This window comes from Paenibacillus whitsoniae, from assembly GCF_003955665.1.
In the GTDB taxonomy this organism is placed as follows: domain Bacteria; phylum Bacillota; class Bacilli; order Paenibacillales; family NBRC-103111; genus Paenibacillus_E; species Paenibacillus_E whitsoniae.
Map to the genome: position 1 here is coordinate 1 of NZ_RXHU01000021.1, position 23,942 is coordinate 23,942.

Sequence of the window (23,942 nt, forward strand, 5' to 3'; positions counted from 1 at the left end):
TCGAGCGTGCGATTCGGCGCACGCTCGAAGTGAAGCGGATCGCGCCGCGCGGCGACCGCCTGTTCGGGCGGCTCGACAAGCGCTTGGCGCGAGCCGTCACGGATGAGCAGCCGCGCCTCTTCTACAAGAAGCGCGGCCCGGATCCGCAGCTCGACGCGGCGTTCGCGCTGCTCGTCGACTGCTCGGCGTCCATGTACGACAAAATGGACGAAACGAAGCTCGGTCTCGTGCTGTTCCACGAGACCCTCCGCGCTTTGCGAATCCCGCATGAAATCGTGGGATTCTGGGAGGACGCCGACCGTGTGACGGAGCAGGAGGCGCCGAACCTGTTTCAGGCGGCGGTCGGCTTCGACACCTGCTTCGCGGTCGGCAGCGGCGCGGCGCTGATGGCGCTCGAGCCGCAGCAGGACAATCGCGACGGCTTCGCGATTCGCGAGATGACCCGCAGGCTGCTGCGGCGGCAGGAACGGCAGCGCATCCTGCTGGTGTTCTCCGACGGCGAGCCGTCTGCGGCGAACTACCACGATATCGGCATCCTCGACACGCATGAAGCGGTCATCCACGCGCGGAGGCAGGGGCTTGAAGTGATTTCCATTTTTCTGGCAAACGGGAAGATTCACGAAACGCAGCGATTGGCGATGCGCAACATTTACGGGCGCAGTTCGATCGTTGTACCGAATGTCGAGGAGCTGCATGAGCAGTTGGTGCCGATTTTGCGTAAACTATTGTTGAAGTCGATTCAAGTGTAGGGATAGCTTATCCCTATCTTTTCCTGTCGAAATCCAGTACAATAGATGCGGAGATTTAGCCTCGCATGACGCTTCCGTGGAGGGCGGACGTCAGGTGCGGATGTTGGGGTACATAAGATTATTTTAATTTGGCAGAGGATTGAGGGGGAACCAGCGCGTGTACGGAGCACCATTATCGAAAAAGGCGAAGAAAATCATGCTGCTAGGCTCGGGCGAGCTTGGCAAAGAGGTAGTTATTGAGGCGCAGCGCCTAGGAATCGAGACGATTGCAGTCGATCGGTACGAAGGAGCGCCGGCGATGCAAGTGGCTCATCGCAGCCATGTCATTCCCATGCTGGATGGCGACAAGCTGCGCGCGTTGATTGAGCAGGAGCGTCCGGATCTGATCGTTCCGGAGATTGAAGCGATCGCGACGCCAACACTGGTTGAGCTTGAACAAGAAGGCTACCGCGTTATTCCGACGGCCACGGCTTCGCGTTTGACGATGGACCGTGAAGGTATCCGCCGTCTAGCTTCAGAAACGCTGGGCCTCCGCACGGCTGCGTACGAATTTGCCGACAGTCTGGAAGAGCTGCATGCGGCGGTGGCGAAGATCGGAACGCCTTGCGTGATCAAACCGATTATGAGCTCGTCCGGCAAAGGCCAGAGCGTCTGCCGCACGCCGGAAGGTGTGGAGGCTTCCTGGAACATCGCCATGGAAGGCGGACGCGCGAAGAATGCGCGTGTGATCGTTGAGGAGTTCATTCATTTTGAGTCGGAAATTACGCTGCTCACTGTACGTTCGGTATCGGGCACAACCTACTGCCAGCCGATCGGACATATACAAAAGGACGGCGATTATATTGAGTCCTGGCAGCCGCATGCGATGTCCGAACAGCAAATCGCCGATGCGCAGCATATGGCTCGGACGATTACCGATGCCCTTGGCGGCTATGGCCTTTACGGTGTAGAGCTGTTCCTGACGGCGGATGGCGTCTATTTCAGTGAGGTTTCGCCGAGACCGCACGATACGGGCATGGTGACGATGGCTACGCAGGACTTGTCTGAGTTTGCTTTGCACGTCCGTGCGATTCTGGGCCTGCCGATCACGGGCATTCGTCTGTTGACGCCCGGGGCAAGTTATACGCTCAAGGCGGATCGCGAGCAAGTCGAGCACCAAATCGGCGGTTTGGCGGAAGCGTTATCCGTGCCGAATACGCAAGTGCGCATTTTCGGCAAGCCGGAGACGAAGGTGGGCCGCCGGATGGCGGTAGCACTGAGCAGCGGTGCTACGGTGGAAGAAGCGAGAGCGCTGGCGAAGGAAGCGGCGAGCAAGCTGACGATTTCGTACGAGTAAGAGAACCATGGCGTGGGTCGTGGGTAAGACATCTCAGGAGGCATACACAATGGACGCAAAACCTGCAAGACTCTCCCGAACCGTGTTGACCGAAATCATTTTGCCTGCAGACACGAACTATCATAACACCGTCTTTGGCGGCCGCGTGATGCAGTATATGGATAAAGTGGCGACCATCGCCTCGATGCGGCATTCCCGCAAAGCCGTCGTGACGGCGTCGAGCGACAGCCTGGATTTTTTTGCGCCGGTGAAGCTTGGCGAGGCCATTCAATTGGAGGCGTTCGTGACGTGGACGCACCGCAGTTCCATGGAGGTTTTCGTGAAAATCGAATCCGAGAACCTGCTGACCGGCGAGCGTAAGCGCACGGCGACGGCTTTTCTGACGTTTGTGGCTTTGGATGAGCACGGTCAGCCGACACCTGTACCGGGCATCATTCCCGAAACCGAGGAAGAGAAGAAGCTGTTCGAAACGGCGGAAGCCCGATTCACGGCCCGCAAGCTGCGGAAGGATACACGGTTATAAAATAAAAGCGCTGCATGGGAACGAGGTTCCGGTGCAGCGCTTTTTTTAGGCGTTAAACGCATAATCGGAGTCCCATCGGCAGAGTCAAGTAAAGCCGCAGAAGTAAATGTTAGAAGAATACCGACAAGTACAATTACAAATTAGGTGTAAACAGTTATTGACAAAATACCTGTAGTAGGTTTAACTGAATATAATTTAATAAATGAATTATGCCTATGATGAGAATCCAACTCGGAGGCGTTTCCGTCAAGAACACCATGACAATGTTGTTCCTAAGTTAGCCGGCCCCGACCGTTATCGCGGAACCAAGAGGATTGAACAGTAATGTTCGATCAAGTTGGGTGGCACCGCGAGCAGACGCTCCTCGTCCCAATTAGACGAGGGGCGTTTTTGCGTTTTCAAAATTGAAGGAGGTTCGAAACATGTATCGTATTAACAACTTCAATCCGGGTCCGGCAGCTCTACCTCTTGAAGTCTTGAATCAGGCACAGGACACTTTTATCGCATATCGGAACGGCATGTCCATTATGGAAATGTCTCATCGTAGTAAGGATGTTGAGCAACTTTTCGTGGAGACACAGCAGATTTTGCTTGAACTCCTGGGCTTGAATTCGAAATACCAAGTCTTATTTATGAGTGGTGGCGCAAGCATGCAGTTTGCTATGGTGCCGATGAATTTATTGTCACCTAAAAGGAATGGCAGCTATATTCTTTCGGGTAGTTTTTCGGAAAAGGCTTATAAAGAAGCGCAAACGATTGGCAATGCCACAATTGCAGCGAGCAGTCAGTCACAAAATTGGAGCACGCTTCCGGCAATGCGTGATTTAAGCGTAGATCCAGAGGCTGCCTATATTCACATCACCACGAATAATACAATTGAGGGATCACAATTTCGAGACTTTCCTTCGGTTAACTCCGTCCCCCTTATTGGTGACATGACAAGTGATTTACTCAGTCGGCAACTGGAGTTTAACAAATTCTCCATGTTTTACGCTTCAGCTCAAAAAAATCTGGGACCGGCAGGGGCAACCGTAGTGGTCATTCATGAAGATTTGCTGAAAGCATGTGTGAACACCATTCCAACCATTTTAAATTACAAAACTTACGCTCAAAACAATTCACTTTACAATACACCACCTGTACATTCGATTTATATGATGAAACTTGTGCTTGAATGGGTAAACCGGCAGGGAGGAATCGCTGAAATAGAGAAAATGAATATTCAAAAAGCCAACCTTCTTTATGATGTGATTGACCGCAGTGGTGGTTACTACAAAGGCATTATTGAAAAACCGTTTCGTTCCATGATGAACATCACATGGCGAATGAACGATGAAAAGTTGGAGAAGCTTTTTGTTCAGGAATCAGAGTTGCATGGTTTTGATGGTTTGGCTGGCCATAGAAGTGTTGGTGGACTACGAGCATCTGCTTATAATGCTGTTCCTTATCAAGCTTGTAAAGATCTTGCTGAGTTCATGCTGGATTTTCAAAGGCGATATGGCTGATTATCTGTTTATCTTCAAAAAAAAGCTTGGCGTTATGCCAAGCTTTTGCTTTAGAATTCGAAACCCTGCCCCTCTTTTCACAAGTTTCTACTCCAAAAGGGGGCTCCAGCGATTTGGAGTTCTCTACAATCACTCCTCCCCATTGTTTCTCCGCAAAAACGCCACGGTTGCTTCAAACGCCTCCTCCAGGTAAACGGTCGTTCCTTGAAATGGATGTACCGTACCAAACGTATGATCGGCACCTGGCACTTCTATAAAGGTCTGATCTGGCGCGAGCTGCTTCAGAGCGTTGACGGCATCCAGAAGTCGCTGCGCGTCAGCGGTTCCTTGCACAAATAACGCGGGAACGTGAAGCTTCGCAAGTCGAGAAGGCGCGTGGTACCGCTCCTCATGCGCTTGAAAATCATCGAGAATCGCTCGCTCCTGAAAGGTGAGCTCCTCTCTGGCTTTAACGGAAAGGGGAGGTCTTCCGCCTCCGTTCCATACGGCGACTGCGCGAACCTCAGGCCTTTCGGACGCGACCACGAGGTTGCTGAGACCTGCGCGACTATGCCCAAGCAAGGAAATGCGGCTGAGATCGGCATGCTCGGGAAGCGGGAGTTGAACGGATGCTAAGAGGGAGAGCACGAGCTCCAGATCCGCGATTTCACTGGAAAGGGTGCTGGCTGCAGCCAGAAGTCCTTCATCGGCATTGCGCTGCTTAGCATCGATGCGCGAAAAATCGAAGCTCACCGTGTAGAAGCCCCGCTCTGCAAACCGGGATGTGACATGAGGCCAGAAGCCCCAATCTTTGGCGCCGCGGAAGCCGTGGCTCAGAATGAGCACAGGCTTAGCCTGTGCGTCTGCCGTCGTGTGGATGTAGCCGTTAAGATCGAGTCCATTGGCGAGCGTAACCTTAAACTTTTCGGATAAAATGACAGAATTGGACATGGGATAACCTCCATTTTTTAAAAGATGCTATTGCGCTTGCAAAAGAGGGGCGGAATGTTCCACAGTAAGGATTGCCGTTTCGAGCTGCATAGGCGACGTCTCCTTATAAATAAATAGGAGACACTAAGGGATTCTCAGTGCCTCCGGTTGACCGGTCGATGGTTATAAATACAACTAAAACAATCGGAATACATGTATATAAGTTATCCTTTTATCACTCCATTGTCAACAAGAAATTTGGTGAAGGGATTTGTCATCCTATGGTAAGATGGGCAATATCGATCGAGGAGTCATCTTTTTCATAAGTGGAGGGAGTATGCACCGTAATTTTAACCTTTTGGCCTTATGTTTCGTCTTATTGTTGGTTGCGCTAGGCTGCAGCAAGGAGGAGATCAAGCCTAAACCGAGTCCTGCAACGCTTGCCGATCTCTATCCCGGAGATCTGCGGCAAGTAGACCGCATCGAAATACGCAGCGGCTCGACGGGAGAGCTTCACATTTACGATGATGCTGCAGCCGTACAGAAATGGCTGACGACGGTCAGTCAGGTTACCCTAACACCTGATCCGAACCAAGAAGGGCGAGTAGGATTTCTCTATGGCGTATCTTTGTACGAAAAAAAAACCATGAGGCTCGGCTTTACCAACAATTCAATTACAAATGTGTATTATTTGTACAACGAAGCGTGGGTGAGGGAGATGCAGGCGTTTTTTGAAGCGGGCAAGCCTTAAACATCGTCCCCAACTCCCTATCCCAATAATCAAGGAGCAACCATGAAAATTTTCATCCGAGAACTATGGGCTTTTACGTGGAAGGAATCCCTGTGCTGCATTTTTCCCGTTATTATTTTCGCCACTTTAGCCCTCTCCAAAGTATTGCCATTCCATGGTGCGTATCGCTATGATTTCATTCTCATCGTGTGCATCCTCGCTCAATGGGCGCTGGTCAAGTTCGGATGGGAGAGCATCGACGAAGTGAAAGTGATCATGGTGTTTCACATGATCGGCCTTGGCCTGGAGCTGTTTAAAGTCCACATGGGGTCATGGGCATACCCTGAGGCGGCATTGACGAAATGGTGGGGTGTTCCGCTCTACAGCGGCTTTATGTATTCGAGCGTTGCGAGTTATGTGTGTCAGGCGTGGAAAAGGCTTCATTTGCGATTTATGCGGTGGCCGCGCACGTGGCTTGCGATTGTGATTTCGATTGCGATTTATGCGAATTTTTTTACACATCATTATGTGATTGACCTTCGTTGGTTGCTGATTGCGGCCATCGTCGCCGTGTTTTATCGCACGAGAGTAGAATTTACGGTCACGGTGCGCAGGTATAGCATGCCGATGGTCCTTTCGTTTGTGCTGATTGCTTTTTTTATATGGTTGGCTGAAAATATTTCTACATTTTTCGGCGCATGGAAATATCCGGATCAGATGCACGTCTGGCAGATGGTTCATTGGGGAAAAATGACGTCCTGGTTCATGCTTGTCATTATTTCCATCATTATTGTTGCGGAGCTGAAGCGGGTGAAATATCCGGACCGCGTATAGAGGAAAGGGCAAAGCCTGGATGAACAGAAAGCATCCGAACTTCATGAGAAGGATTTGCCTTCTGAGCGTGACGTCAAACGGTTAATCGAAGAAGACCCCCTCTGAGCCTCATTGAAGGCCCGGAAGGGGTCTTTCTACATCTTACTTCGCGCCGCCCTCAGCGAGGACTGTTTCCCAGATGGCGCCTTTGCCGTACAGCTCTTTATTCACTTTATCCCAGCCGCCGAGGTAGTCGATGTTGAACAGGCCGGCAGGTGTCGTGTAGTTTTTCTCATATTTCTTCGCAACTTCCGGCAGAACAGAGCGGAAGCCTTTTTCCGCAAAAACAGTTTGCGCGTCTACAGAGAACAGGTAGTCATAGAACGCTTGAACAGCTTCACGGTTGCCGTGCTTGTCGACATATTTATCGACGATCGCAACAGGGTTTTCGATGGATGTTGTGTAGTTCGGAATGACTTCGACGTATTTTTTACCGGATTGGATACGGGAGATGAGTTCGTTCTCGTAAGTGATGATGGCGTCGCCTACGCCTTTATCGAAAGTCGCCAGGGAATCGGCGCCGCTCTTGTCGAGCACTTTGATGTTTTTGTACACTTTGGCGAGCAAATCTTTTGCAGCCGCAGGATCTTGCTTGCCGGTAGCCGCTTCGGACGCTTTCAGGCCGGCGCCGTAGAGGCCATTAATATCCCATTTTGCGCCGCCGGATGTGCTCGGGTTCGGGATCAGTACTTCAACGCCCGGTTTTGTCAAATCGACCCAGTCCTTGATTCCTTTCGGATTGCCTTCACGTACGCCGATTGCTGTGATGGAACCGGTGACGAAACCTTTGAATTGATTTTTTTTCCAGTCGTTTGTAATAAGTCCTTTTTCCACGATTTTTTGAATGTCGCCTTCGAGTGAGAGAGGAGCGATGTCTGCCTCAAACCCTTGAATAATCGCAGTCGCTTGCGAGCCGGATGCGACATAGGATTCGTTGAATTCAACGGTAACGCCGGTTTTCTTTTTATAAGCCTCTTTGAATTTTGGCAAAATGACATCAAAGGACTCTTTTAATATGGAGTATGCGCCAATCGTAATCGTAACTTTGCCGCCATCCGCTTTCGGCGTTGTGCTGGCTGCTGTAGAAGCCGCAGGTGTGGATCCGTTAGCTGCCGCGGATGCTGCTGGGGATGATTCCGTTTTGGAGCCGGTTCCGCAGCCTGTGAGGGCAATGCTGACGGATAAGAGTGCTGCTGATACAAGACCGAGTGATTTCAATTTTTTCATTGTGGTTCTCTCCCTTTTAAATAATATATGGTTTATATGAATACAGGCTGTGGATCCTGCATGGCCTGATTATCGAGCCACGTGGTGCCTGACGGGGTGAAGACGGAAATCTGGTGAATGAGCACGTTGACTTCATCGCCGGGTTGATAAATTTTTTCTTTAACCGATTGATAAGCAAAAAGCTTTAATTCCCCGATCGTGACTTCCAAGTACCACGAATCGCCGCGGAAGTGAACGTGGGTGATTTTGCCTTTTTCCCCGGCGGAGGCGAGATGCTGGACATCACGGGGTCTTACGACGATGTTTTCAGGGCGAATGAGCACGTGCACATCCGACTGCCACTGGTCATCTTGCTGAAAGTCCGTTAAGCCCGGGAAACCGGTGAGCGGCGTGTAGCGCTGAAGGATGTTGGATTCGCCAATAAAACCGGCGGCAAACGAGGAAGCAGGGCGTGTGTAGATTTCCCATGGTGTGCCTTGTTGCTCAATGCGTCCGCCTTGGACAAGAATAATTTCGTCCGCCACTTCGATCGCTTCATCCTGGTCATGGGTGACGAACAGCGTCGTCACTTTAAACTCATTGATGAGGTTGCGCAGCCAGAGCCGCAGCTCTTTACGAATTTTGGCATCGATCGCCGCAAACGGTTCATCCAGCAGAAGCAGCTTCGGTTCAGGCGCAAGCGCTCTGGCGAAAGCTACACGCTGGCGCTGACCGCCTGACAGCTGATGCGGATATTTGCGTTCATTGCCCGCAAGACCCATTAAGTTCAGCAAGTAGGTGACGCGGTCATGAATCTCGGCTTTCGATTTTTTCAGTACTTTGAGTCCGTAAGCGACGTTATCGAATACGGTCATGTGCTTGAACAGCGCATAGCTTTGAAAAACAAACCCGATGCCGCGCTCCTGTACCGGCGTGTGGGTGGCCAGCTTGCCATCGAAATAAATGTCGCCGCCGGTCGGGATTTCAAGGCCTGACAGCATGCGAAGGATGGATGTTTTACCGCCGCCGCTGGGACCGATCAAACCGACGAGATGACCTTGCTGAACGCTGAAATTCACATCTTTTATGGCGTGAAATTGCCCGTAATGTTTGTTTAAATTTCTCACTTCAATGTGCATGGGGAGAGCCTCCTCCGTTGTGTTTGGTTTCCGATTGACGTTTGAGCCACTCGAGCGCGAGCAGAATGGAAATGGAGATGAGTCCCAGCACGAACGCGACGCTGTTGGCAGCTACGAGTTGAAATTGTTCGGCATCTTGATAGACGAGCGTCGTCGCCGTCTGAGTTTGATTGATAATATTTCCGGATACGACGAGAATGGAGCCGAATTCGCCAAGCGATCTGGCGATCGTAAGAATCAGACCGTAGACAACCCCCCAGCGGATACTCGGCCAGGTCACTTGAAAAAACGTACGAAGCGAACTTGCGCCAAGCGTTGCGGAAGCTTCTTCCGACTGTGTTCCGATTTCTTCAAGCAGCGGCACGACTTCCCGCACCATTAAAGGAAAGGTGATAAACATCGTAGCGATGACCATACCGGGTATCGCGTATACGATTTTCATCGAATGTGCTTCCATGAAAGAGCCGAGCGCCGTATTCGGACCAAAAATCACGATGACCATGAGGCCGACGATGACCGGTGAAACCGCAAATGGAAGATCAATAATAGCGTTGATCAGCGGTTTGAGCCAACGGGACAGCCAGGTGCCGCGCACGATTTGGAGAGAGAGATAGACCCCGACAATGGTATTTAACGCAGTGACAATCACGACGATGATGGCTGAAATTTTCAAAGCATGCAACGCTTCCGGTCTAGTCAAGGCATCGAAAAAAGCGGAAGGTCCTTCTTCAAATGCGCCAAAGCCGATACCGATGAATGGCAGGATAATGAGCAGAAATACGATAAGAAAAGAGATTCCGATGAGCAGCTTTTTCATGCCAGGCGCCCCTTTCCGCGAGTTACGATGTGAACGAACCATAGAATGAGCAGAGAGAGGGTCAGCAGGACGAGAGAAATCGCCGCCGCGCCTTCGGGATTGTAGTTTTGCGTTTCACCATATATATAAACGGAAGCGACCATCGTTTTGCCCGGCAAATTGCCGGATATTAAGGAGATGGCGCCGAATTCAGCCATTGAGCGGGAAAAAGCCAACATGGAGCCTGCCACGATCCCTGGTAGAATGGCAGGGAAAACGATTCGGCAAAACGTATAGAACTTTGACGCGCCGAGCGTAGCGCTTGCTTGTTCTTCGCCGGGATCCAGCTGCTCCAGCAGCGGCTGCACGGCGCGAACGACAAACGGAAACGTAACGAAGACAAGACCGATAACGATTGCAGTTTGGTTGTACAGCAGCTTGACGCCAATGTCTTCGAGCCACTTGCCGAGCGGGCTGGCAGGGCCGAGCAGCGTAAGAAACATCAGGCCGGCTACGGAGGTCGGCAGCGAAAAAGGGAGATCGACCATGCTGTTCAGCAAGCTGCGTCCGCGGAAATGATACCTGACCAGAACGAATGCAATTAGCGTACCGATAATCGCTTGTATCAGTGTGGACACGATACTGAGTTTGACTGTCAGCACGATGGATTTCCAGGCAAGAGGACCGGTTACTTCATTCCAAAAGGGGGTCCAGCCTAGAGAAAAGCCTTTGACATAAATGGCAGCTATCGGGATAAGCAACAACACGATGAGATAGCCGACAAGCACGGATCGAACCGTCGCTCGCAAAACAATACGCATGTAGCACCGCCTATTCTCATAAAACATACCGTTTTACTAGGATTAATGACATGACTATATCAGGTTGTGGCTTTTTTTGTCAACAAATTTTTTTGGAAATGCGAACGGAATTTAATGAACCATTCCCCTATATTAGAAGCAAAAATAATCATTGACGCTGCTTGCACTCGGTGCTAACATGATATTCAATACCAAGTAATCAGGTGTGAATTATTAACTTAAATAATTGAGTCGACCAGATCAACTGGAGACTCCCGCTTCCGTCATTCAGATTTTCATGGCGTGAGCTGGGAGTCTTTTTAATTTACTTTACTTCATGAGAAGAGAGGGATTTCAATGTTTCAGAACAAACAGCGTGACAACAAGAGAGGGTGGAATTGGCAGCCATGGGCGATTCCAATCTGTATCGTGGCTCTCTGGCAGCTGCTCGGCCTCAGCGGGTGGTTGTCCGATCGTATTTTGCCGACACCGCTCGAGGTTGTCAAAGCACTCATTCATGTGATTCAGGACGGTACGATTTTTGAATATGTCGCAGTCAGCACCAAGCGTGCCTTGCTTGGTTTTCTTATAGGGGGCAGCATCGCCTTTGTGTTGGGGCTGCTTAACGGGGTATTCCCGATAGCAGAAAAGTTCCTGGATTCCTCGCTGCAAATGGTACGGACGATCCCGCATCTCGCGATGATCCCCTTAGTTATTATGTGGTTCGGCATCGGGGAGACGTCCAAATTGTTCCTGGTTTCATTAGGCGTTGCGTTTCCTATCTATCTGAATACGTTCCACGGGATTCGCAGTGTCGATCCTGGGCTCATCGAAATGGGCAAAGTTTACGGGTTAAAAGGCTTTTCGCTGTTCGCCAAAGTGATTTTACCCGGTGCGCTTGCGAATATTCTGCTTGGCATTCGTTTCTCGCTCGGGATTATGTGGCTAAGCCTCATAGTGGCTGAAACGATTGCGGCCGATTCCGGCATCGGCTACATGGCGACGCATGCGAGAGAGTTCATGCAGATGGACGTTGTTGTCCTGTGCGTCATTCTGTATGCGCTGCTTGGCAAGCTGTCCGACGTGATCGCCAAGTTCCTGGAGCAGCGCTGGCTGCAATGGCATCATAACTACTTAAAACGATAAGGAGAGGCGCGTATGGGTATCAATTCTGGAGGCGCTCAGCTGCATGTGCGCCATGTCAATAAGGAGTTCGGAAGCACACAAGTGCTGTCGGGTATTGATTTAAAGATCAAGCAAGGCGAGTTTGTGGCGATTGTTGGACGAAGCGGTTGCGGCAAAAGCACGCTGCTGCGCCTGATCGCAGGGCTCGATGAGGCAAGCAGCGGCGCAATTATACTGGATGCGCAGGCGGTTAACGGCGTTCATGCCGATACGCGAGTGCTTTTTCAGGAGCACCGGCTGCTGCCGTGGAAGAAGAACATCGACAATGTGCGCATTGGCGTCAAATCCGGCGACAAAGCGATCGCGGAGCGGGCGCTGGGGCAAGTCGGACTCGCCCACAAAGCGAACGACTGGCCGGCTGTGCTGTCCGGCGGCCAACGGCAGCGCGTTGCTTTGGCCCGCGCTTTAGCCGGCAACCCGCGGCTGCTGCTCCTGGATGAGCCGCTGGGCGCGCTCGATGCGCTGACGCGCATCGAGATGCAGCAACTGATCGAGCGACTGTGGCTCGAAAAGCAGTTTACCGTGCTGTTGGTGACGCACGATGTGAGCGAAGCGGTTGCTTTGGCCGACCGCGTCATCTTAATTGAAAACGGCAAGGTCGGACTGGATTTAAAAATTGCGCTTGCCAGACCAAGGGAACGAGATAGCGGTTTTGCACACTACGAGAAAACGATTCTGGATCGTTTGCTGGTCAAGCAGCCTCATGAGCAGTTCGCTTTTGCAGCGACTGCGGATGCTTTTTCAATATAGGAGGAATGAACGATGAGCGTATTGGATATTCGGCTTGGGGCGGATGTATTGGTAATCGGCGGCGGTCCTGCGGGCGCTTGGGCGGCAATAACGGCGGCCAAAGGCGGCGCCAAGGTTGTGTTAGTCGATAAAGGTTATTGCGGAACTAGCGGGGCTACAGCGCCTTCCGGCACAGGTCTGTGGTACGTCAACCCGAATCCGAAGGATCGGGAGGAAGCGATGAAAAGCCGGGAAGCGCTAGGCGGCTATTTGGCCGACCGCGGCTGGATGCAGCGGGTGCTGAATCAAACGTACAGCAATACGAATCAAATTGCGGCCTGGGGTTACCCGTTCCCGCTCGATGAGACGGGGGTATCGCACCGGAAAAGCTTGCAGGGGCCGGAGTACATGAAGCTGATGCGCAAGCAGGTGAAAAAAGCGGGTGTGCGAATTCTGGATCACAGTCCCGCGCTGGAATTGCTCGCTGACACGCACGGCGTGGCAGGGGCCACGGGCATTAATAATCAGACACAAGGCACTTGGCGTGTGGACGCATCGGCGGTTGTCATCGCAACCGGCGGCTGCGCCTTCCTCAGTAAAGCGTTGGGAACGAATGTGCTGACCGGTGACGGCTATTTGTTGGCCGCTGAAGCGGGAGCTTCCTTCTCGGGCATGGAGTTTTCGACAGCTTATTCGCTCGCGCCGGCTTTCTCGCCGGTAACGAAATCGGCGTTCTATACGTGGGCTACGTTCTATTATGAAGACGGCACGGTGATCGAAGGCGCAGGGTCGCAGCGCGGACGTTCGGTGATCGCGAAAACCCTCTTGACACAGCCTGTCTATGCCCGGTTGGATAAAGCCGATGATTTGCTGCAAAAAGCGATGCGGGCGGCGCAGCCGAATTTCTTCCTTTCTTTTGACAGATTAGGCATCGATCCGTTTACGCAAAAGTTTCCGATCACGCTTCGCTTTGAAGGCACTGTCCGAGGAACGGGCGGCATCCATATCGTAGATGAGACCTGCGCAACCGAAGTTCCCGGTCTCTATGCGGCAGGTGACGCAGCTACACGCGAGCTGATCTGCGGCGGATTTACCGGCGGCGGCAGCCATAATGCGGCGTGGGCGATGTCTTCGGGCTATTGGGCCGGCGAAGGTGCGGCTGTGTATGCGAAGCGAATTGGCGTTGGCGCTGCTCAGCGCAATGCCAAAGGGCTATCGGAGGCTTCGGGTCTTCCGAAGCTGGCGACTACGCGCCGCGGTACGCTGGACACCAGCGACATCGTGAAGGCGGTACAGGACGAAGTGTTCCCGTACGACAAAAACTGGTTCCGCACAGGTGCCGGGCTGGAGGCAGGACTCGACCGGTTGAACCGCGTGTGGGATGAATTGAAACGAGGCGTTCAGGCCGGTGACGGCAATGTGGTCCGCGTGCGGGAATCGATTGCGATGACGGCAACGGCACGCTGGATGTTCACCAGCGGTCTGGAGCGCAAGGAAACGCGGGGCATGCACCGCAGAGAGGATTTCAAGGCGATTGATCCAGCCCAGCATTATCGCATTGTGAGCGGCGGACTGGATACGCTGTGGGCGAAGCCGCTAGTTGAATCAACTGCTGTCCAACCTTCCAAGGAGGCGATTGTCTAATGATTGAAATTTTAAGTAAAGACCGCTGCATTTCCTGCAACCAATGTGTTTCGGTATGCCCGACGAACGTCTTTGAGGCGGTGCCCGGCGACATCCCGGTCATCGCTCGCCAGTCGGATTGCCAAAGCTGCTTCATGTGCGAGCTGTACTGCCCGACAGATGCACTTTTCGTATCGCCGGTGGCGGAAGCTCGTCATCATGTCGAAGAGCATGAACTGGCGGAGAAAGGGCTGATTGGCAGCTATAAGGCCGATCTTGGCTGGGGCAAAGGGCGCCAATCGACCGCTGCGGCGGATGGTTCTTATGTTATTTTTCAGCGGATGCATGCATCACACTAACTAATGGGGTAATGAACTGGAGGAGATCAAGATGAAAAACAGAACATGGAAACAAAAAGTCGGCTTACGTTTCGCCGGAACACTGCTGCTCAGCGCTTTGCTGATTGGCGTGACGGCTTGCGGAGCGAAGGAGAAGCAGACGAGTGCGCCTGCGGCAAACGCTTCCTCAACGTCGGCGGCGCAAGGTGAAATCAAGCTGCCGGAGACGCTTCGCATCGGGTTCATTTCCGCAAATAACAATAAAACGATCACAGGGCCGGAAGGTTGGGCGCAGTCCAAAGGTTATTTGGAGAGCGAACTGAAAAAATATGGGGTTAAGGAGTTTAAATATTTCAATTTCCCGAACGGGCCGAATTTGAATGAAGCGGTCACCGCGGGGACGCTCGATGTCGGGATTTATGGCGATACGCCGGCCATCAACGGCAAAGCGGCAGGACTGAAGACGAAGCTGATTAACATTTCTCAAATCAACATGAACGTATGGCTTGTCGCGAAGCCGGACGGTCCGAAAACGCTGGCCGATTTGAAAGGCAAAAAGGTTGCAACCTCTCAAGGGTCCTATATGAGCCGGTATTTGATCTCTCTTTTGAAGGAGCAAGGGCTGGAAAATGATGTGAAGGTACTGCATCTGCTGCCTGCGGACGGGGAAGCGGCTCTGGCGCGCGGGGATATTGCCGCTTATGCGTATCCGACAGGTTTTGGCCCGCTGATTCTGAAAAAAGGGTATGTTGCGATTGATGAGGCATCGAAGCACCCGGATCTGTTGGGGACCAGCTTGACGGTGGTGACCGAGGATTATTTGAAAGCCAATCCGGCGTTTCCAAAGCTGTGGAACGATATTCGGACGCGTGCTGTGAAAGAAATCAGGGCGAACAGCGAGGAATATTTCAAGCTCTATGCGGATGGTTCAGGCTACCCGGTTGATGTGGTGAAAGCATCGTTCCAGATCGATCAATGGCCGGAGGAAGCGTTCCCTGCGAAAGGCTTGACACTGGTGAATGCGACGAAAAAATTCCTAGTGGATCAAGGGTTGGCAAAAAAAGACTTCACGCAGGATGAATGGATTGCGAAATAAAAATAGTTTCGTTGTATGGGAAATTAGTCCAGAAAATAGATTGACAGCCGCAAGTGATGATGCTAATATGAACTCATCTTTTAATTCCGACAAAACTCATGCGAATAATAAGAGTTAAAGAAAGGGAGCTATCATCATGGAACATGTCATTACGATCCGAACGGAGAAAGCCGATCTTGCCGCAACCCTGCATTATCCGACCGGGCAGCCTGGCAAGGCGGAGAAAGATTGCGAGCGCTGGCCGCTTGTCATTATCTGTCACGGTTTTATCGGAAACCGGATCGGCGTTGACCGTTTGTTCGTGAAGACAGCTCGCGAATTAAGCGCGCTTGGGTATTTGGTTCTTCGTTTCGACTACGGCGGCTGCGGCGAGAGCACTGGCGATTACGGTGCCGGCGGGCTGGATGTACTGATCGATCAGACGCGCTGCGTGATTGATTACGGCGTTTCCATAGACTGCGTCGATCTGAGCAGAGTCATTGTGCTCGGTCATAGCCTTGGCGGGGCGACCGCTGTCTTGACGGCAGCCAGGGACTCCCGGGTGAAGACGCTCGTGCTCTGGTCCGCTGTCGCCCACCCGCACAATGACATTGTGCGCATTGTTGGGAAGCAGGAGTACGAGAGATTGCCGCTCGGCGGAACGATTGAGCATCACGGATATCAGTTGAGCAGCCGCTTTTTCGAGTCTTTGGCACAGCATCAGCCTTTTGAACAACTGCGGAAGTTTGCCGGCGATGTGCTCGTGATTCACGGAACGTCGGATGACATCATCCCTGTGGATTACGCGTCGCTCTATCAGAAAATGTTTTGGCTTCGCTCGGAAGGCAGTTGCGAACTCGATTTGATTTATCAGGCGGACCATACATTTTCTGCGGCTAGTGCCCAAGCGGCGGCGATTGAGAAAACTGCAAATTGGTTGAATTTCATTCATAAACGGAGTCACGAGTGGAATGATTGGACGATTTAATGGGCTGGGAGGAATCGGAATGGCGAAACCGCTGGAATTGGATGAAGTTTGGGTTCAACGTATTATTCAAGTATTGAATGGGCTCGAGTATGGCAACGTGCAGATTGTCGTTCATGACGGGCGCATTACGCAGATTGACAAAACAGAGAGAAAGCGGTTCGATACGGCTTCACCGCAGCAAGGACAGCTGCAGGCTGTAAAAACCGTTAAGCAAGGCGGAAAAGGGTAGAACCATCGAAACGGCAACCAAAGAAAGCCAAATTCTCGGTAAAGAGAGTTTGGCTTTTTTGTATTTAAGCGGGAAGCTATCCTTCCCGCAGCGCTACGTATATAATGAAGGACAACAACTGATCGCGGGGGGATGATTACAATGCGTACGCAGCATTTTCGTATGGAATATGGAGGCCATTCGCATTACGTTTACGCCTGGCTGCCAGCGGAAGCCATGTCTCTGAAAGGCGTCGTGCAGATCGCGCACGGCATGGCGGAAACAGCGGCAAGGTACGAGCGATTTGCGGCATTTTTATGCGAGCGGGGCTATGCCGTGTATGCGAATGATCATCTTGGCCACGGGCAGACGGCAGGTTCGCCCGAAGCCGTAGGCCGGTATGACGGAGGAGGATTTGAGTCGATGGCCGGTTTTATGGGTGCGCTTACATCCCGCTTGCATGAGCAGTACGGCCGCGACGTACCGTTGTTCATGTTCGGTCACAGCATGGGGTCGTTTCTTACCCAATATTACATGGGGACATACTTGGCGGGTCATCCGGAGCAGGTGCAGGGGATCGTGCTGTCTGGATCAAATGGCAAAGAAGGCGCCGCCCTTCATGTTGCAGTACGCTTGGCAGCGGCTGAAGCGGCTATACGCGGCGAGCATCATCGCAGCACACTGCTGAACGGACTCACGTTCGGGGCGTTCAATCGCAAATGCAAACCCGAGCGCACGCCGTTTGACTGGCTGAGTCACGACCAGGCGGAAGTGGACGCATATATGCGCGATCCTTACTGCGGCGGCGTGTTTACGTCGGGTTTTTTTCGGGATTTTTTCAAGGGGTTACTGGAGATTCATCGCCCCCGGCATGTCGACCGGGTGCCGAAAGAGTTGCCGCTCTTCATTTTTTCGGGCGATGAGGATCCAGTGGGGGCTTACGGAAAGGGTGTGCTGAAGCTGGTGGAAGCCTACCGACAGCACGGCCTGAAGCATGTGGAAATGAAGCTGTACCCCGGCGGCAGGCATGAGATGCTGAATGAAGTGAATCGCGATGAAGTGATGGGGGATGTGGCGGCTTGGTTGGAGTCTGTGAGAGGTAGATGGGGGGGCAAAGGGGCGTAGCGAAGGAGAGCAACGGATTGTGTGATTTTTAGAAAAAGTCGGCCCTCCCAGTTAACTTGAAACATTTTCCATGTGGCATGCGTCTAATGGAAGTATCAGAGGAAACTGGGAGGATTGACCATGAAAACGATGCTCATCTTGTTTGCAGTGTTTATCGTCTGCTTTTTTATCTCGGCTGAAATGCTTCCAGGCCTCCCTCTCAGCGAAGACGTATCCTACGAGGAGTGGGCTGACAGGCAGCTCTAATCATACATGCGAGGAAAGTAATTTTAAGTGGACTGATTGCGTTCCAGCTGTTTGCGAATGCCTTCTCGGTCGATCTGGATCCAGTACTCGGCAATTTTCCCATCGGTTACGCGATAGACTGCGCTGGCAATTTCGATGACGGGTTTGCCGGTCGGCGCGAAACCGTCGACTTCGCCGATATGCGTGCCGGTTTGCTTCCAGCGCACATACACGCGGTCGTCCTGGCTAATCAGCTCCTGGATCTCGACTTGAAAATGACCGTAAGCGTCGATCATCTCCCGCACATGATCAGCATAATTTTGCGGCGAGCGCTGAACGGTGGTTTCGTTTTCGGCCGTCACTTGATGGGCGAGGACGGTATCGGCCATGTACAGCGCGGCGTCGTCGGGATTCGTGCCGGAGCGGACGTAGTGAAAGAAGGATGAGACGATTTCTTGTGGTAGTTGTGACATAGGTGGTCCTCCTTGCTGGATCGTGATTTGTCCCTTGAGTATAAGGGATTGAAGGGGCAGGGACAAGAGGACGTGGTCAATGTAGTCAGTCAGGTTAGGCTCGATGGCGCAATGACAAATAGATAATCTGACTGGCACACGGGCCGTGCTCGCTGCTGACCGTTCACCATTAAGCCCTTGCCGATCTTGCACTGTCCACCATTCAACCTTTCCCGAGCGTACGCTGTCCTGTCTGCCTTTCAACCGTTGCTAGTACTCGCTATCGCCACCTGCTGCGGCTCCTCCGATGAACTGGATTTTCTCCTGTCTATTTTCGCATTTTCGCTCAAATCGGGGTGCTGAAATGGAATTTCTCCCGTACATTTGTCTGTTTGATGGTCATTCTTTGAAAACGGCTCAAATGAAATGGAGTTTTTCCAGTTCAGCTCGCACGGGGGCCGTTTGCAGTCGAAATGAGCTGGAGGTTTTCCAGTTCATGTGCGCGCAAGCGGCTTAACTTGGTTGACGTCATCTGCTCCCCTTGTCGTCGGTTTATGCGTACAGGTTGTTGGTGTACCATGACAAGCGTGAGAGGACAACATGGGAGACAAGGGGGCGGGGGCCTGGTCCGGGATGAAAGCCTGCAGAAATGCAGGCTTTGTTCCGTTTTTCCTGGATTACAGGCGAAAGCCTGCGAATCGGCAGGCATTTTTGGGGAAATGCTTCGTTTTCATTGAAATCGGGCGGAAAAACTGCTTTTCTGCAGGCATTCCGCAGGAAAAGCGCAGAACGCCAAAAAAGCCTGCTGCTCAGCAGGCTTTGGTTACGTTGATGGTTCGCAACGCGTGCACAACACGCTATGCGAGCAGTTTCTTGAATTCCGCCGTCAGCAGCGGAACGACTTCGAACAGATCGCCGACGATCCCGTAGTCGGCGACTTTAAAGATCGGCGCCTCCGCATCCTTGTTGATCGCGATGATGACGCGCGAAGAGCTCATCCCCGCCAAATGCTGAATGGCGCCGCTAATGCCGCACGCGATGTAAATTTCCGGCGTCACGACCTTGCCGGTCTGGCCGATCTGCATCGCGTAATCGCAGTACCCCGCGTCGCACGCCCCGCGGGAAGCGCCGACGGCGCCGCCGAGCACGCCAGCCAGCTCTTCGAGCGGCTGGAAGCCTTCGGCGCTGCGCACGCCCCGGCCGCCGGAGACGACGATTTTGGCTTCCGCCAAATCGACGGCGCCGGCGGCTTTGCGCACGACCTCGCGAACCACGCTGCGCAGGGAGGGCGCCGGATAAGCGACGCTTACCACCGTCGCTTGCTTGGCAACCGGTGCGGCCGAGGCAATGTTGTTCGGCCGCACCGTCACAATCCACGGCGCGCCGTCACCGGCGCCTGTGAACGCTTTCGTCTCGACCGCTTTGCCCGCGTAGAGCGGTCGCGTAAACACAACGCTGCCGCCCGAGCGGTCGACAGCGGTCACATCCGAGAGCTGCCCGGCGCCAAGCTTGGCAGCGGCATAAGGCGCAAGGTCACGGCCAATCGCCGTGTGACCCAGAAGTATCCCCGCTGGCGAGGCTTCCGCCACAACAGCCGCCAGCGCAGCCCAATACGATTCGGGCTGGTACACCGCCAAATCGTCATGCTCCACCACATAAACGGCGGCTGCGCCGTACGCCGCCAGCTCATCGGCCATCGCGCCGATGCCGGCCCCGCCAATCAGGCAAGCCTCGATCGTATCGCCATCCTCTGCGCATAACGCTGCTGCACGCAGCGCTTCAAAGCTGACCTGCCGCAGCTTCCCGCCACGGGCTTCCGCCACTACAAGGAATCGTTTGCTCATCGTCCGTTCCTCCCCTAGATCACTTTGGATTCGTTACGCAGTGCCTGCACGAGTTCGGTCACTTGCTGGCCAAGCTCGCCTTGAAGAATCCGCCCGGCTTGCCGCTCCGGCGGCAAACCCAGCGATAAGCGCTCCGTGCGTGCGGCAATTGCAGATGCGCCATCCACATCATCCAGTGTGAGATGTTGAAAAGGCTTCTTCTTGGCCTTCATAATGCCCGGCAGGGAAGGGTAGCGGGGCTCGTTCAGACCTTGCTGCGCCGTGAACAGGGCAGGGAGCGGAACTTCGAGCACCTCGGTGTCACCCTCTGCATCGCGGTGAACGACGGCGGACGAGCCGTCAATGTCCATTTTTGTAATGGAAGCGACGTGGGGAAGATCGAGCAGTGCCGCGAGCCGGATCGCGACTTGGCCTGCGCCGTTATCGACGGAGAAGTTGCCGCCGAGCACGAGATCGACCGACTGTCCCCGCAGATAAGCGGCCAAAATCTCCGCCACCTCATACTCATCCCCGCAAATGCGGTCGTCCGAGATGAGGACAGCTTCGTCGGCGCCCATCGCAAGCGCGGTGCGCAGCGCCTCGGCCGTGCGTTCCGGGCCGACGGCCAACAGGGTCACTTTGCCGCCGACGCTATCCCGAATTTGAATCGCCTGCTCCACGGCGTACTCGTCGTATGGATTGATCACGAATTTCACACCGTCCTCCTGAACGGCTCCATCTACCACCGCGACTTTCTCCTCCGTATCAAACGTTTGCTTCAACAGCACAAAAATGTCCATAGTCAAGCTCCCTTCTGAATATACATGAAATGAGACACTTGAAATGCGGGTTCACTCGATGCCTTTCATGAAGAAATCCAGTGTTTTTCCAACTTGTGCAGAGAGCGAATACTTTTGGCCGGAAATCAGCCAAGACGTGACGACTTCATCCATGCCGCCAAAAATAAGCAGCCGCACAAGCTTCACATCCAGATCGGCGCGAAAGCTGCCGTCAGCCTTGCCTCTTTCTAATATATTTTCGATGAGGATAATATATCTCTTAAGAGCAAGGCCAATCTCCTGGCGGAGCGCCAAATCGCTTTGCCGCAGCTCGATCTGCGTGAGGAAGGCGAGGTGGACGTTCTTTTCAAGCACGCCATAATGAATTTCGCACACCTTGTACAGCGCTTCCTTCGCGCTCATCTCGGGTGTAATCTCTTGATTGAATTTCGCGACGAGCTCGCCCAGTTTCTCTTGAAAAAGGCTCGTGAGAATGTCTTCTTTTTTCTTGAAATACAAATAAATCGTCCCGTCCGCGACGCCGGCCTCCTTAGCAATCCGGGACACCTGCGACTTGTGAAAACCGTGCTCCGCGAACACCTTCATGGCGCCTTCGAGAATGGCGTAGTATTTGTCAGGCTTTTTGCTACTTGTCAAGGGATCACCTCGGTGTTAGAATAACCTTAATCCTGAATGAATAATCATTCATTTTTCTTAAGCTCATCATAGAATACGATGTACGCCTTGTCAACGACTTATTCCAGCTTCATGAAGCGAGATAGGAGGTTTGCCGGCTTACGCTCTCTTTGAAAAGCACGTTTCAACTTGGACAACGCACACAAGTGAGATTTGCTTTTTTGCGAGGCTCTAGTGAAAGCGTTGTCATTACAAATAAGCCTTACGAAGACTCCCCTTAACTGCTGATAACGAAGGAGGTCCCCTATGCTAGGTACTCTGATTCAGCTACTCCTGTTTGCAGCCGTGATGGGCTGTGCCTTGGCGCTTTTCTGGCGCGTCGTATATCACCGCTATCTTTACATTCAACTTGGTAAACCGTTGCAATTGCCCAAGCAACTGAAAGACCGGCTCCGCGTCTTCGCGATCCAAGTATTCGGGCAGACCAAGCTGCTCAAGGATCCTCGGAGCGGCGTCATGCATATCGTCATTTTTTATGGCTTTATCATTCTCCAGTTAGGTGCACTTGATCTTATTTTAAAAGGTTTAATTGGCCATAGGTTAGCTTTTCCAGGCTATGACATCTTCACGGTCATCCAAGAATATACGGTTGTCCTTATCCTCATTGCGATGGGCTACGCGACGTACCGTCGGTACATTGAGAAGCTGAAACGGTTAAAAAGAGGATGGAAACCAAGCATCGTCGTCTTCTTTATCTTTTTCCTGATGCTTTCGGTGCTGGTCAGCGGAGGCTTTGAACGGGCGCGCGAGGGGCTGACGGCTTCGTCCTACGCACCGTTTTCCTCGGGGTTCGCAAGTCTGGTGGACGGCTGGTCGCACACGGCGCTGTCGATTGGGTTCTATGCGAGCTGGTGGGCGCATCTGCTAATTCTGTTGGCTTTTCTCATCTATGTACCGCAGTCAAAGCATTTTCACATCATCACGGCACCGATCAACATCCTGCTCCGGCGGACCGGCCCTACCGGCAAGCTCGCATCGCTTGACCTGGAGGATGAAACGGCAGAAACATTTGGGGTCGGCAGCATCGAAGAGTTTACGCAAAAACAGATGCTTGACTTTTACTCTTGTGTGGAGTGCGGGCGCTGCACGAGCGTGTGTCCGGCGAATATCACCGGCAAAATGCTGTCCCCCATGCACCTCATTACTAAGCTTCGCGATCATTTGACCGATAAAGGGGCGGCCATTACGTCCAAATCTCCTTGGGTGCCGGGATATGCTTTCGGCTCGCAGGCAGACCCGACTCCGCTGGAGACGGAATTGATCGGCGGCGTCATGACCGAAGAGGAGCTGTGGGCGTGCACGACGTGCCGCAACTGCGAGGATCAATGTCCGGTCGGCAACGAGCACGTGGACAAAATCATCGACATGCGCAGGCACTTGGTACTGACGCAGGGCTCCATGCCGCATGACGGGCAGCGTGCTTTGCAGAATATCGAGCGTCAAGGCAATCCGTGGGGCATCAATCGCAACGACCGGATCAAGTGGGTCAAGGAAGTCGACCCCGACGATACGCTGAAAATCCGGACCGTAAAGGAAGAGCCGGAATTCGAGTACTTGTTTTTCCTCGGCTCGATGGGTGCCTACGACCTGAGGAGCCGGAAGGTGACGCATGCGTTCGTGAAGCTGATGCGCGAAGCGCGCATTCCGTTCGCCATCCTCGGCAACGAGGAGAAGAATTCCGGCGATACCCCTCGGCGTATGGGCAATGAGTTTTTGTTCCAGCAGCTGTGCGCGGACAATATCGCCACTTTCCAAAAATACAACGTAAAGAAGATCGTGACGACGTGCCCGCATACGTATCACATTTTCAAAAATGAATACCCCGAATTCGGGCTCACGGCGGAAGTGTTCCACCATACGGAGCTGCTGCATGCATGGGTGAAGGAAGGGCGTTTATGGCCGCAGCATGCGGTGCACGAGCGCATCACGTACCACGATTCCTGCTACTTGGGCAGGTATAACGAGGTGTACGAGGAACCGCGCGAAATTCTGAAAGCGATCCCCGGCGTCGAACTGGTGGAGCAGGCCCGATCTCGGTCGAACAGCATGTGCTGCGGGGCGGGCGGGGGCATGATGTGGATGGAAGAGAAGGCGGGGACGAGGGTAAATGTGGCAAGGACCGAGCAGCTG

Annotated in this window: 25 protein-coding genes; 16 read left to right on the forward strand and 9 right to left on the reverse strand. The window is 52.9% G+C overall.

From position 1 onward, the window contains the following. From EJQ19_RS07795 to serC, 4 genes are all read left to right on the forward strand, one after another. The coding region (locus EJQ19_RS07795) for a vWA domain-containing protein (RefSeq protein WP_420901665.1) at positions 1-749 on the forward strand (749 nt) is incomplete at its 5' end. Between the two features lie 157 nt (positions 750-906). Next, complete coding sequence (gene purT, locus EJQ19_RS07800) at positions 907-2,085, forward strand: formate-dependent phosphoribosylglycinamide formyltransferase (RefSeq protein ID WP_126140646.1); 1,179 nt, start codon at positions 907-909, stop codon at positions 2,083-2,085. 49 nt (positions 2,086-2,134) lie between these two features. Next, positions 2,135-2,608, forward strand: a complete 474-nt coding sequence (locus EJQ19_RS07805) for an acyl-CoA thioesterase (protein ID WP_126140647.1) — start codon at positions 2,135-2,137, stop codon at positions 2,606-2,608. A gap of 422 nt (positions 2,609-3,030) precedes the next feature. Continuing rightward, positions 3,031-4,113 (forward strand): 3-phosphoserine/phosphohydroxythreonine transaminase, encoded by a 1,083-nt coding sequence (gene serC / locus EJQ19_RS07810; protein WP_126140648.1) that lies wholly within the window; start codon positions 3,031-3,033, stop codon positions 4,111-4,113. Positions 4,114-4,242: 129 nt separating this feature from the next. Here serC and EJQ19_RS07815 read toward each other — a convergent pair whose 3' ends face one another. Beyond that, positions 4,243-5,043, reverse strand: a complete 801-nt coding sequence (locus EJQ19_RS07815) for an alpha/beta hydrolase family protein (RefSeq protein WP_126140649.1) — start codon at positions 5,041-5,043, stop codon at positions 4,243-4,245. 316 nt (positions 5,044-5,359) lie between these two features. On the opposite strand from EJQ19_RS07815, the gene EJQ19_RS07820 reads away from it, so the two are divergent. Together EJQ19_RS07820 and EJQ19_RS07825 are read left to right on the forward strand one after the other, a co-directional pair. Next, positions 5,360-5,773: a hypothetical protein gene (locus tag EJQ19_RS07820; RefSeq protein ID WP_126140650.1), complete on the forward strand. Its 414-nt coding sequence runs from the start codon at positions 5,360-5,362 to the stop codon at positions 5,771-5,773. 42 nt (positions 5,774-5,815) lie between these two features. Then, positions 5,816-6,586 (forward strand): DUF817 domain-containing protein, encoded by a 771-nt coding sequence (locus EJQ19_RS07825; RefSeq protein ID WP_126140651.1) that lies wholly within the window; start codon positions 5,816-5,818, stop codon positions 6,584-6,586. 141 nt (positions 6,587-6,727) lie between these two features. On the opposite strand, the gene EJQ19_RS07830 is transcribed toward EJQ19_RS07825, so the two are convergent. The 4 genes from EJQ19_RS07830 to cysT are packed head-to-tail and all read right to left on the reverse strand — an operon-like array spanning position 6,728 to position 10,587. Further along, on the reverse strand, positions 6,728-7,852 hold the full coding sequence (locus tag EJQ19_RS07830; RefSeq protein WP_126140652.1) for a sulfate ABC transporter substrate-binding protein: 1,125 nt from the start codon (positions 7,850-7,852) through the stop codon (positions 6,728-6,730). Between the two features lie 32 nt (positions 7,853-7,884). Then, entirely contained in the window at positions 7,885-8,970 is a 1,086-nt protein-coding gene (locus tag EJQ19_RS07835) for an ABC transporter ATP-binding protein (protein ID WP_126140653.1), read from the reverse strand. After that, entirely contained in the window at positions 8,960-9,787 is an 828-nt protein-coding gene (locus EJQ19_RS07840) for a sulfate ABC transporter permease subunit (protein WP_126140654.1), read from the reverse strand. Before EJQ19_RS07840 ends, EJQ19_RS07835 begins: the two co-directional genes overlap by 11 nt. Continuing rightward, entirely contained in the window at positions 9,784-10,587 is an 804-nt protein-coding gene (gene cysT, locus EJQ19_RS07845) for a sulfate ABC transporter permease subunit CysT (protein WP_126140655.1), read from the reverse strand. Before cysT ends, EJQ19_RS07840 begins: the two co-directional genes overlap by 4 nt. A 336-nt stretch (positions 10,588-10,923) precedes the next feature. Between cysT and EJQ19_RS07850 the strand changes: the two genes are divergently transcribed. The 9 genes from EJQ19_RS07850 (at position 10,924) to EJQ19_RS32800 (ending at position 18,083) form a co-directional block, all read left to right on the forward strand. Then, entirely contained in the window at positions 10,924-11,712 is a 789-nt protein-coding gene (locus tag EJQ19_RS07850; RefSeq protein WP_126140656.1) for an ABC transporter permease subunit, read from the forward strand. Between the two features lie 12 nt (positions 11,713-11,724). Then, complete coding sequence (locus tag EJQ19_RS07855) at positions 11,725-12,501, forward strand: ATP-binding cassette domain-containing protein (protein WP_126140657.1); 777 nt, start codon at positions 11,725-11,727, stop codon at positions 12,499-12,501. A 12-nt stretch (positions 12,502-12,513) separates the two neighbouring features. Beyond that, the gene (locus tag EJQ19_RS07860) at positions 12,514-14,124 is read left to right on the forward strand and encodes an FAD-dependent oxidoreductase (protein ID WP_126140658.1); all 1,611 of its coding nucleotides are present in this window, start codon (positions 12,514-12,516) and stop codon (positions 14,122-14,124) included. After that, positions 14,124-14,462: a 4Fe-4S binding protein gene (locus tag EJQ19_RS07865; protein WP_126140659.1), complete on the forward strand. Its 339-nt coding sequence runs from the start codon at positions 14,124-14,126 to the stop codon at positions 14,460-14,462. Before EJQ19_RS07860 ends, EJQ19_RS07865 begins: the two co-directional genes overlap by 1 nt. A gap of 31 nt (positions 14,463-14,493) precedes the next feature. Beyond that, positions 14,494-15,537, forward strand: a complete 1,044-nt coding sequence (locus EJQ19_RS07870; RefSeq protein ID WP_126140660.1) for an ABC transporter substrate-binding protein — start codon at positions 14,494-14,496, stop codon at positions 15,535-15,537. A 136-nt stretch (positions 15,538-15,673) separates the two neighbouring features. Beyond that, complete coding sequence (locus tag EJQ19_RS07875) at positions 15,674-16,504, forward strand: alpha/beta hydrolase family protein (protein ID WP_126140661.1); 831 nt, start codon at positions 15,674-15,676, stop codon at positions 16,502-16,504. Between the two features lie 19 nt (positions 16,505-16,523). Beyond that, positions 16,524-16,733 (forward strand): YezD family protein, encoded by a 210-nt coding sequence (locus tag EJQ19_RS07880; protein ID WP_126140662.1) that lies wholly within the window; start codon positions 16,524-16,526, stop codon positions 16,731-16,733. 141 nt (positions 16,734-16,874) lie between these two features. Then, positions 16,875-17,837, forward strand: a complete 963-nt coding sequence (locus tag EJQ19_RS07885) for an alpha/beta fold hydrolase (protein WP_126140663.1) — start codon at positions 16,875-16,877, stop codon at positions 17,835-17,837. A gap of 120 nt (positions 17,838-17,957) precedes the next feature. Next, positions 17,958-18,083, forward strand: coding sequence for a hypothetical protein (locus EJQ19_RS32800; protein WP_277600930.1), 126 nt, complete (start codon positions 17,958-17,960; stop codon positions 18,081-18,083). Between the two features lie 23 nt (positions 18,084-18,106). On the opposite strand, the gene EJQ19_RS07890 is transcribed toward EJQ19_RS32800, so the two are convergent. From EJQ19_RS07890 to EJQ19_RS07905, 4 genes are all read right to left on the reverse strand, one after another. Beyond that, entirely contained in the window at positions 18,107-18,535 is a 429-nt protein-coding gene (locus EJQ19_RS07890) for an ester cyclase (protein WP_126140664.1), read from the reverse strand. An 836-nt stretch (positions 18,536-19,371) separates the two neighbouring features. Beyond that, positions 19,372-20,358 (reverse strand): electron transfer flavoprotein subunit alpha/FixB family protein, encoded by a 987-nt coding sequence (locus EJQ19_RS07895; protein WP_126140665.1) that lies wholly within the window; start codon positions 20,356-20,358, stop codon positions 19,372-19,374. Between the two features lie 14 nt (positions 20,359-20,372). Then, a complete protein-coding gene (locus tag EJQ19_RS07900) occupies positions 20,373-21,137 on the reverse strand; it encodes an electron transfer flavoprotein subunit beta/FixA family protein (RefSeq protein WP_126140666.1) in 765 nt (254 codons plus the stop codon). 51 nt (positions 21,138-21,188) lie between these two features. Further along, positions 21,189-21,773, reverse strand: a complete 585-nt coding sequence (locus EJQ19_RS07905; RefSeq protein WP_277600931.1) for a TetR/AcrR family transcriptional regulator — start codon at positions 21,771-21,773, stop codon at positions 21,189-21,191. A gap of 285 nt (positions 21,774-22,058) precedes the next feature. On the opposite strand from EJQ19_RS07905, the gene EJQ19_RS07910 reads away from it, so the two are divergent. Beyond that, the coding region (locus EJQ19_RS07910) for a (Fe-S)-binding protein (protein WP_164716373.1) at positions 22,059-23,942 on the forward strand (1,884 nt) is incomplete at its 3' end.

Bases quoted from the DNA above. Each gene is read 5' to 3' on its own strand.
- EJQ19_RS07880 (WP_126140662.1), top strand. From the start codon at position 16,524: ATGGCGAAACCGCTGGAATTGGATGAAGTTTGGGTTCAACGTATTATT.
- EJQ19_RS07830 (WP_126140652.1), bottom strand. From the start codon at position 7,852: ATGAAAAAATTGAAATCACTCGGTCTTGTATCAGCAGCACTCTTATCC.
- EJQ19_RS07840 (WP_126140654.1), bottom strand. From the start codon at position 9,787: ATGAAAAAGCTGCTCATCGGAATCTCTTTTCTTATCGTATTTCTGCTC.
- EJQ19_RS07850 (WP_126140656.1), top strand. From the start codon at position 10,924: ATGTTTCAGAACAAACAGCGTGACAACAAGAGAGGGTGGAATTGGCAG.
- cysT (WP_126140655.1), bottom strand. From the start codon at position 10,587: ATGCGTATTGTTTTGCGAGCGACGGTTCGATCCGTGCTTGTCGGCTAT.
- EJQ19_RS07820 (WP_126140650.1), top strand. From the start codon at position 5,360: ATGCACCGTAATTTTAACCTTTTGGCCTTATGTTTCGTCTTATTGTTG.
- EJQ19_RS07875 (WP_126140661.1), top strand. From the start codon at position 15,674: ATGGAACATGTCATTACGATCCGAACGGAGAAAGCCGATCTTGCCGCA.
- EJQ19_RS07900 (WP_126140666.1), bottom strand. From the start codon at position 21,137: ATGGACATTTTTGTGCTGTTGAAGCAAACGTTTGATACGGAGGAGAAA.
- EJQ19_RS07825 (WP_126140651.1), top strand. From the start codon at position 5,816: ATGAAAATTTTCATCCGAGAACTATGGGCTTTTACGTGGAAGGAATCC.
- EJQ19_RS07855 (WP_126140657.1), top strand. From the start codon at position 11,725: ATGGGTATCAATTCTGGAGGCGCTCAGCTGCATGTGCGCCATGTCAAT.
- EJQ19_RS07815 (WP_126140649.1), bottom strand. From the start codon at position 5,043: ATGTCCAATTCTGTCATTTTATCCGAAAAGTTTAAGGTTACGCTCGCC.
- EJQ19_RS07835 (WP_126140653.1), bottom strand. From the start codon at position 8,970: ATGCACATTGAAGTGAGAAATTTAAACAAACATTACGGGCAATTTCAC.
- serC (WP_126140648.1), top strand. From the start codon at position 3,031: ATGTATCGTATTAACAACTTCAATCCGGGTCCGGCAGCTCTACCTCTT.
- EJQ19_RS07860 (WP_126140658.1), top strand. From the start codon at position 12,514: ATGAGCGTATTGGATATTCGGCTTGGGGCGGATGTATTGGTAATCGGC.
- EJQ19_RS07890 (WP_126140664.1), bottom strand. From the start codon at position 18,535: ATGTCACAACTACCACAAGAAATCGTCTCATCCTTCTTTCACTACGTC.
- EJQ19_RS07870 (WP_126140660.1), top strand. From the start codon at position 14,494: ATGAAAAACAGAACATGGAAACAAAAAGTCGGCTTACGTTTCGCCGGA.
- EJQ19_RS07885 (WP_126140663.1), top strand. From the start codon at position 16,875: ATGCGTACGCAGCATTTTCGTATGGAATATGGAGGCCATTCGCATTAC.
- EJQ19_RS07865 (WP_126140659.1), top strand. From the start codon at position 14,124: ATGATTGAAATTTTAAGTAAAGACCGCTGCATTTCCTGCAACCAATGT.
- EJQ19_RS07895 (WP_126140665.1), bottom strand. From the start codon at position 20,358: ATGAGCAAACGATTCCTTGTAGTGGCGGAAGCCCGTGGCGGGAAGCTG.
- EJQ19_RS07805 (WP_126140647.1), top strand. From the start codon at position 2,135: ATGGACGCAAAACCTGCAAGACTCTCCCGAACCGTGTTGACCGAAATC.
- EJQ19_RS32800 (WP_277600930.1), top strand. From the start codon at position 17,958: ATGAAAACGATGCTCATCTTGTTTGCAGTGTTTATCGTCTGCTTTTTT.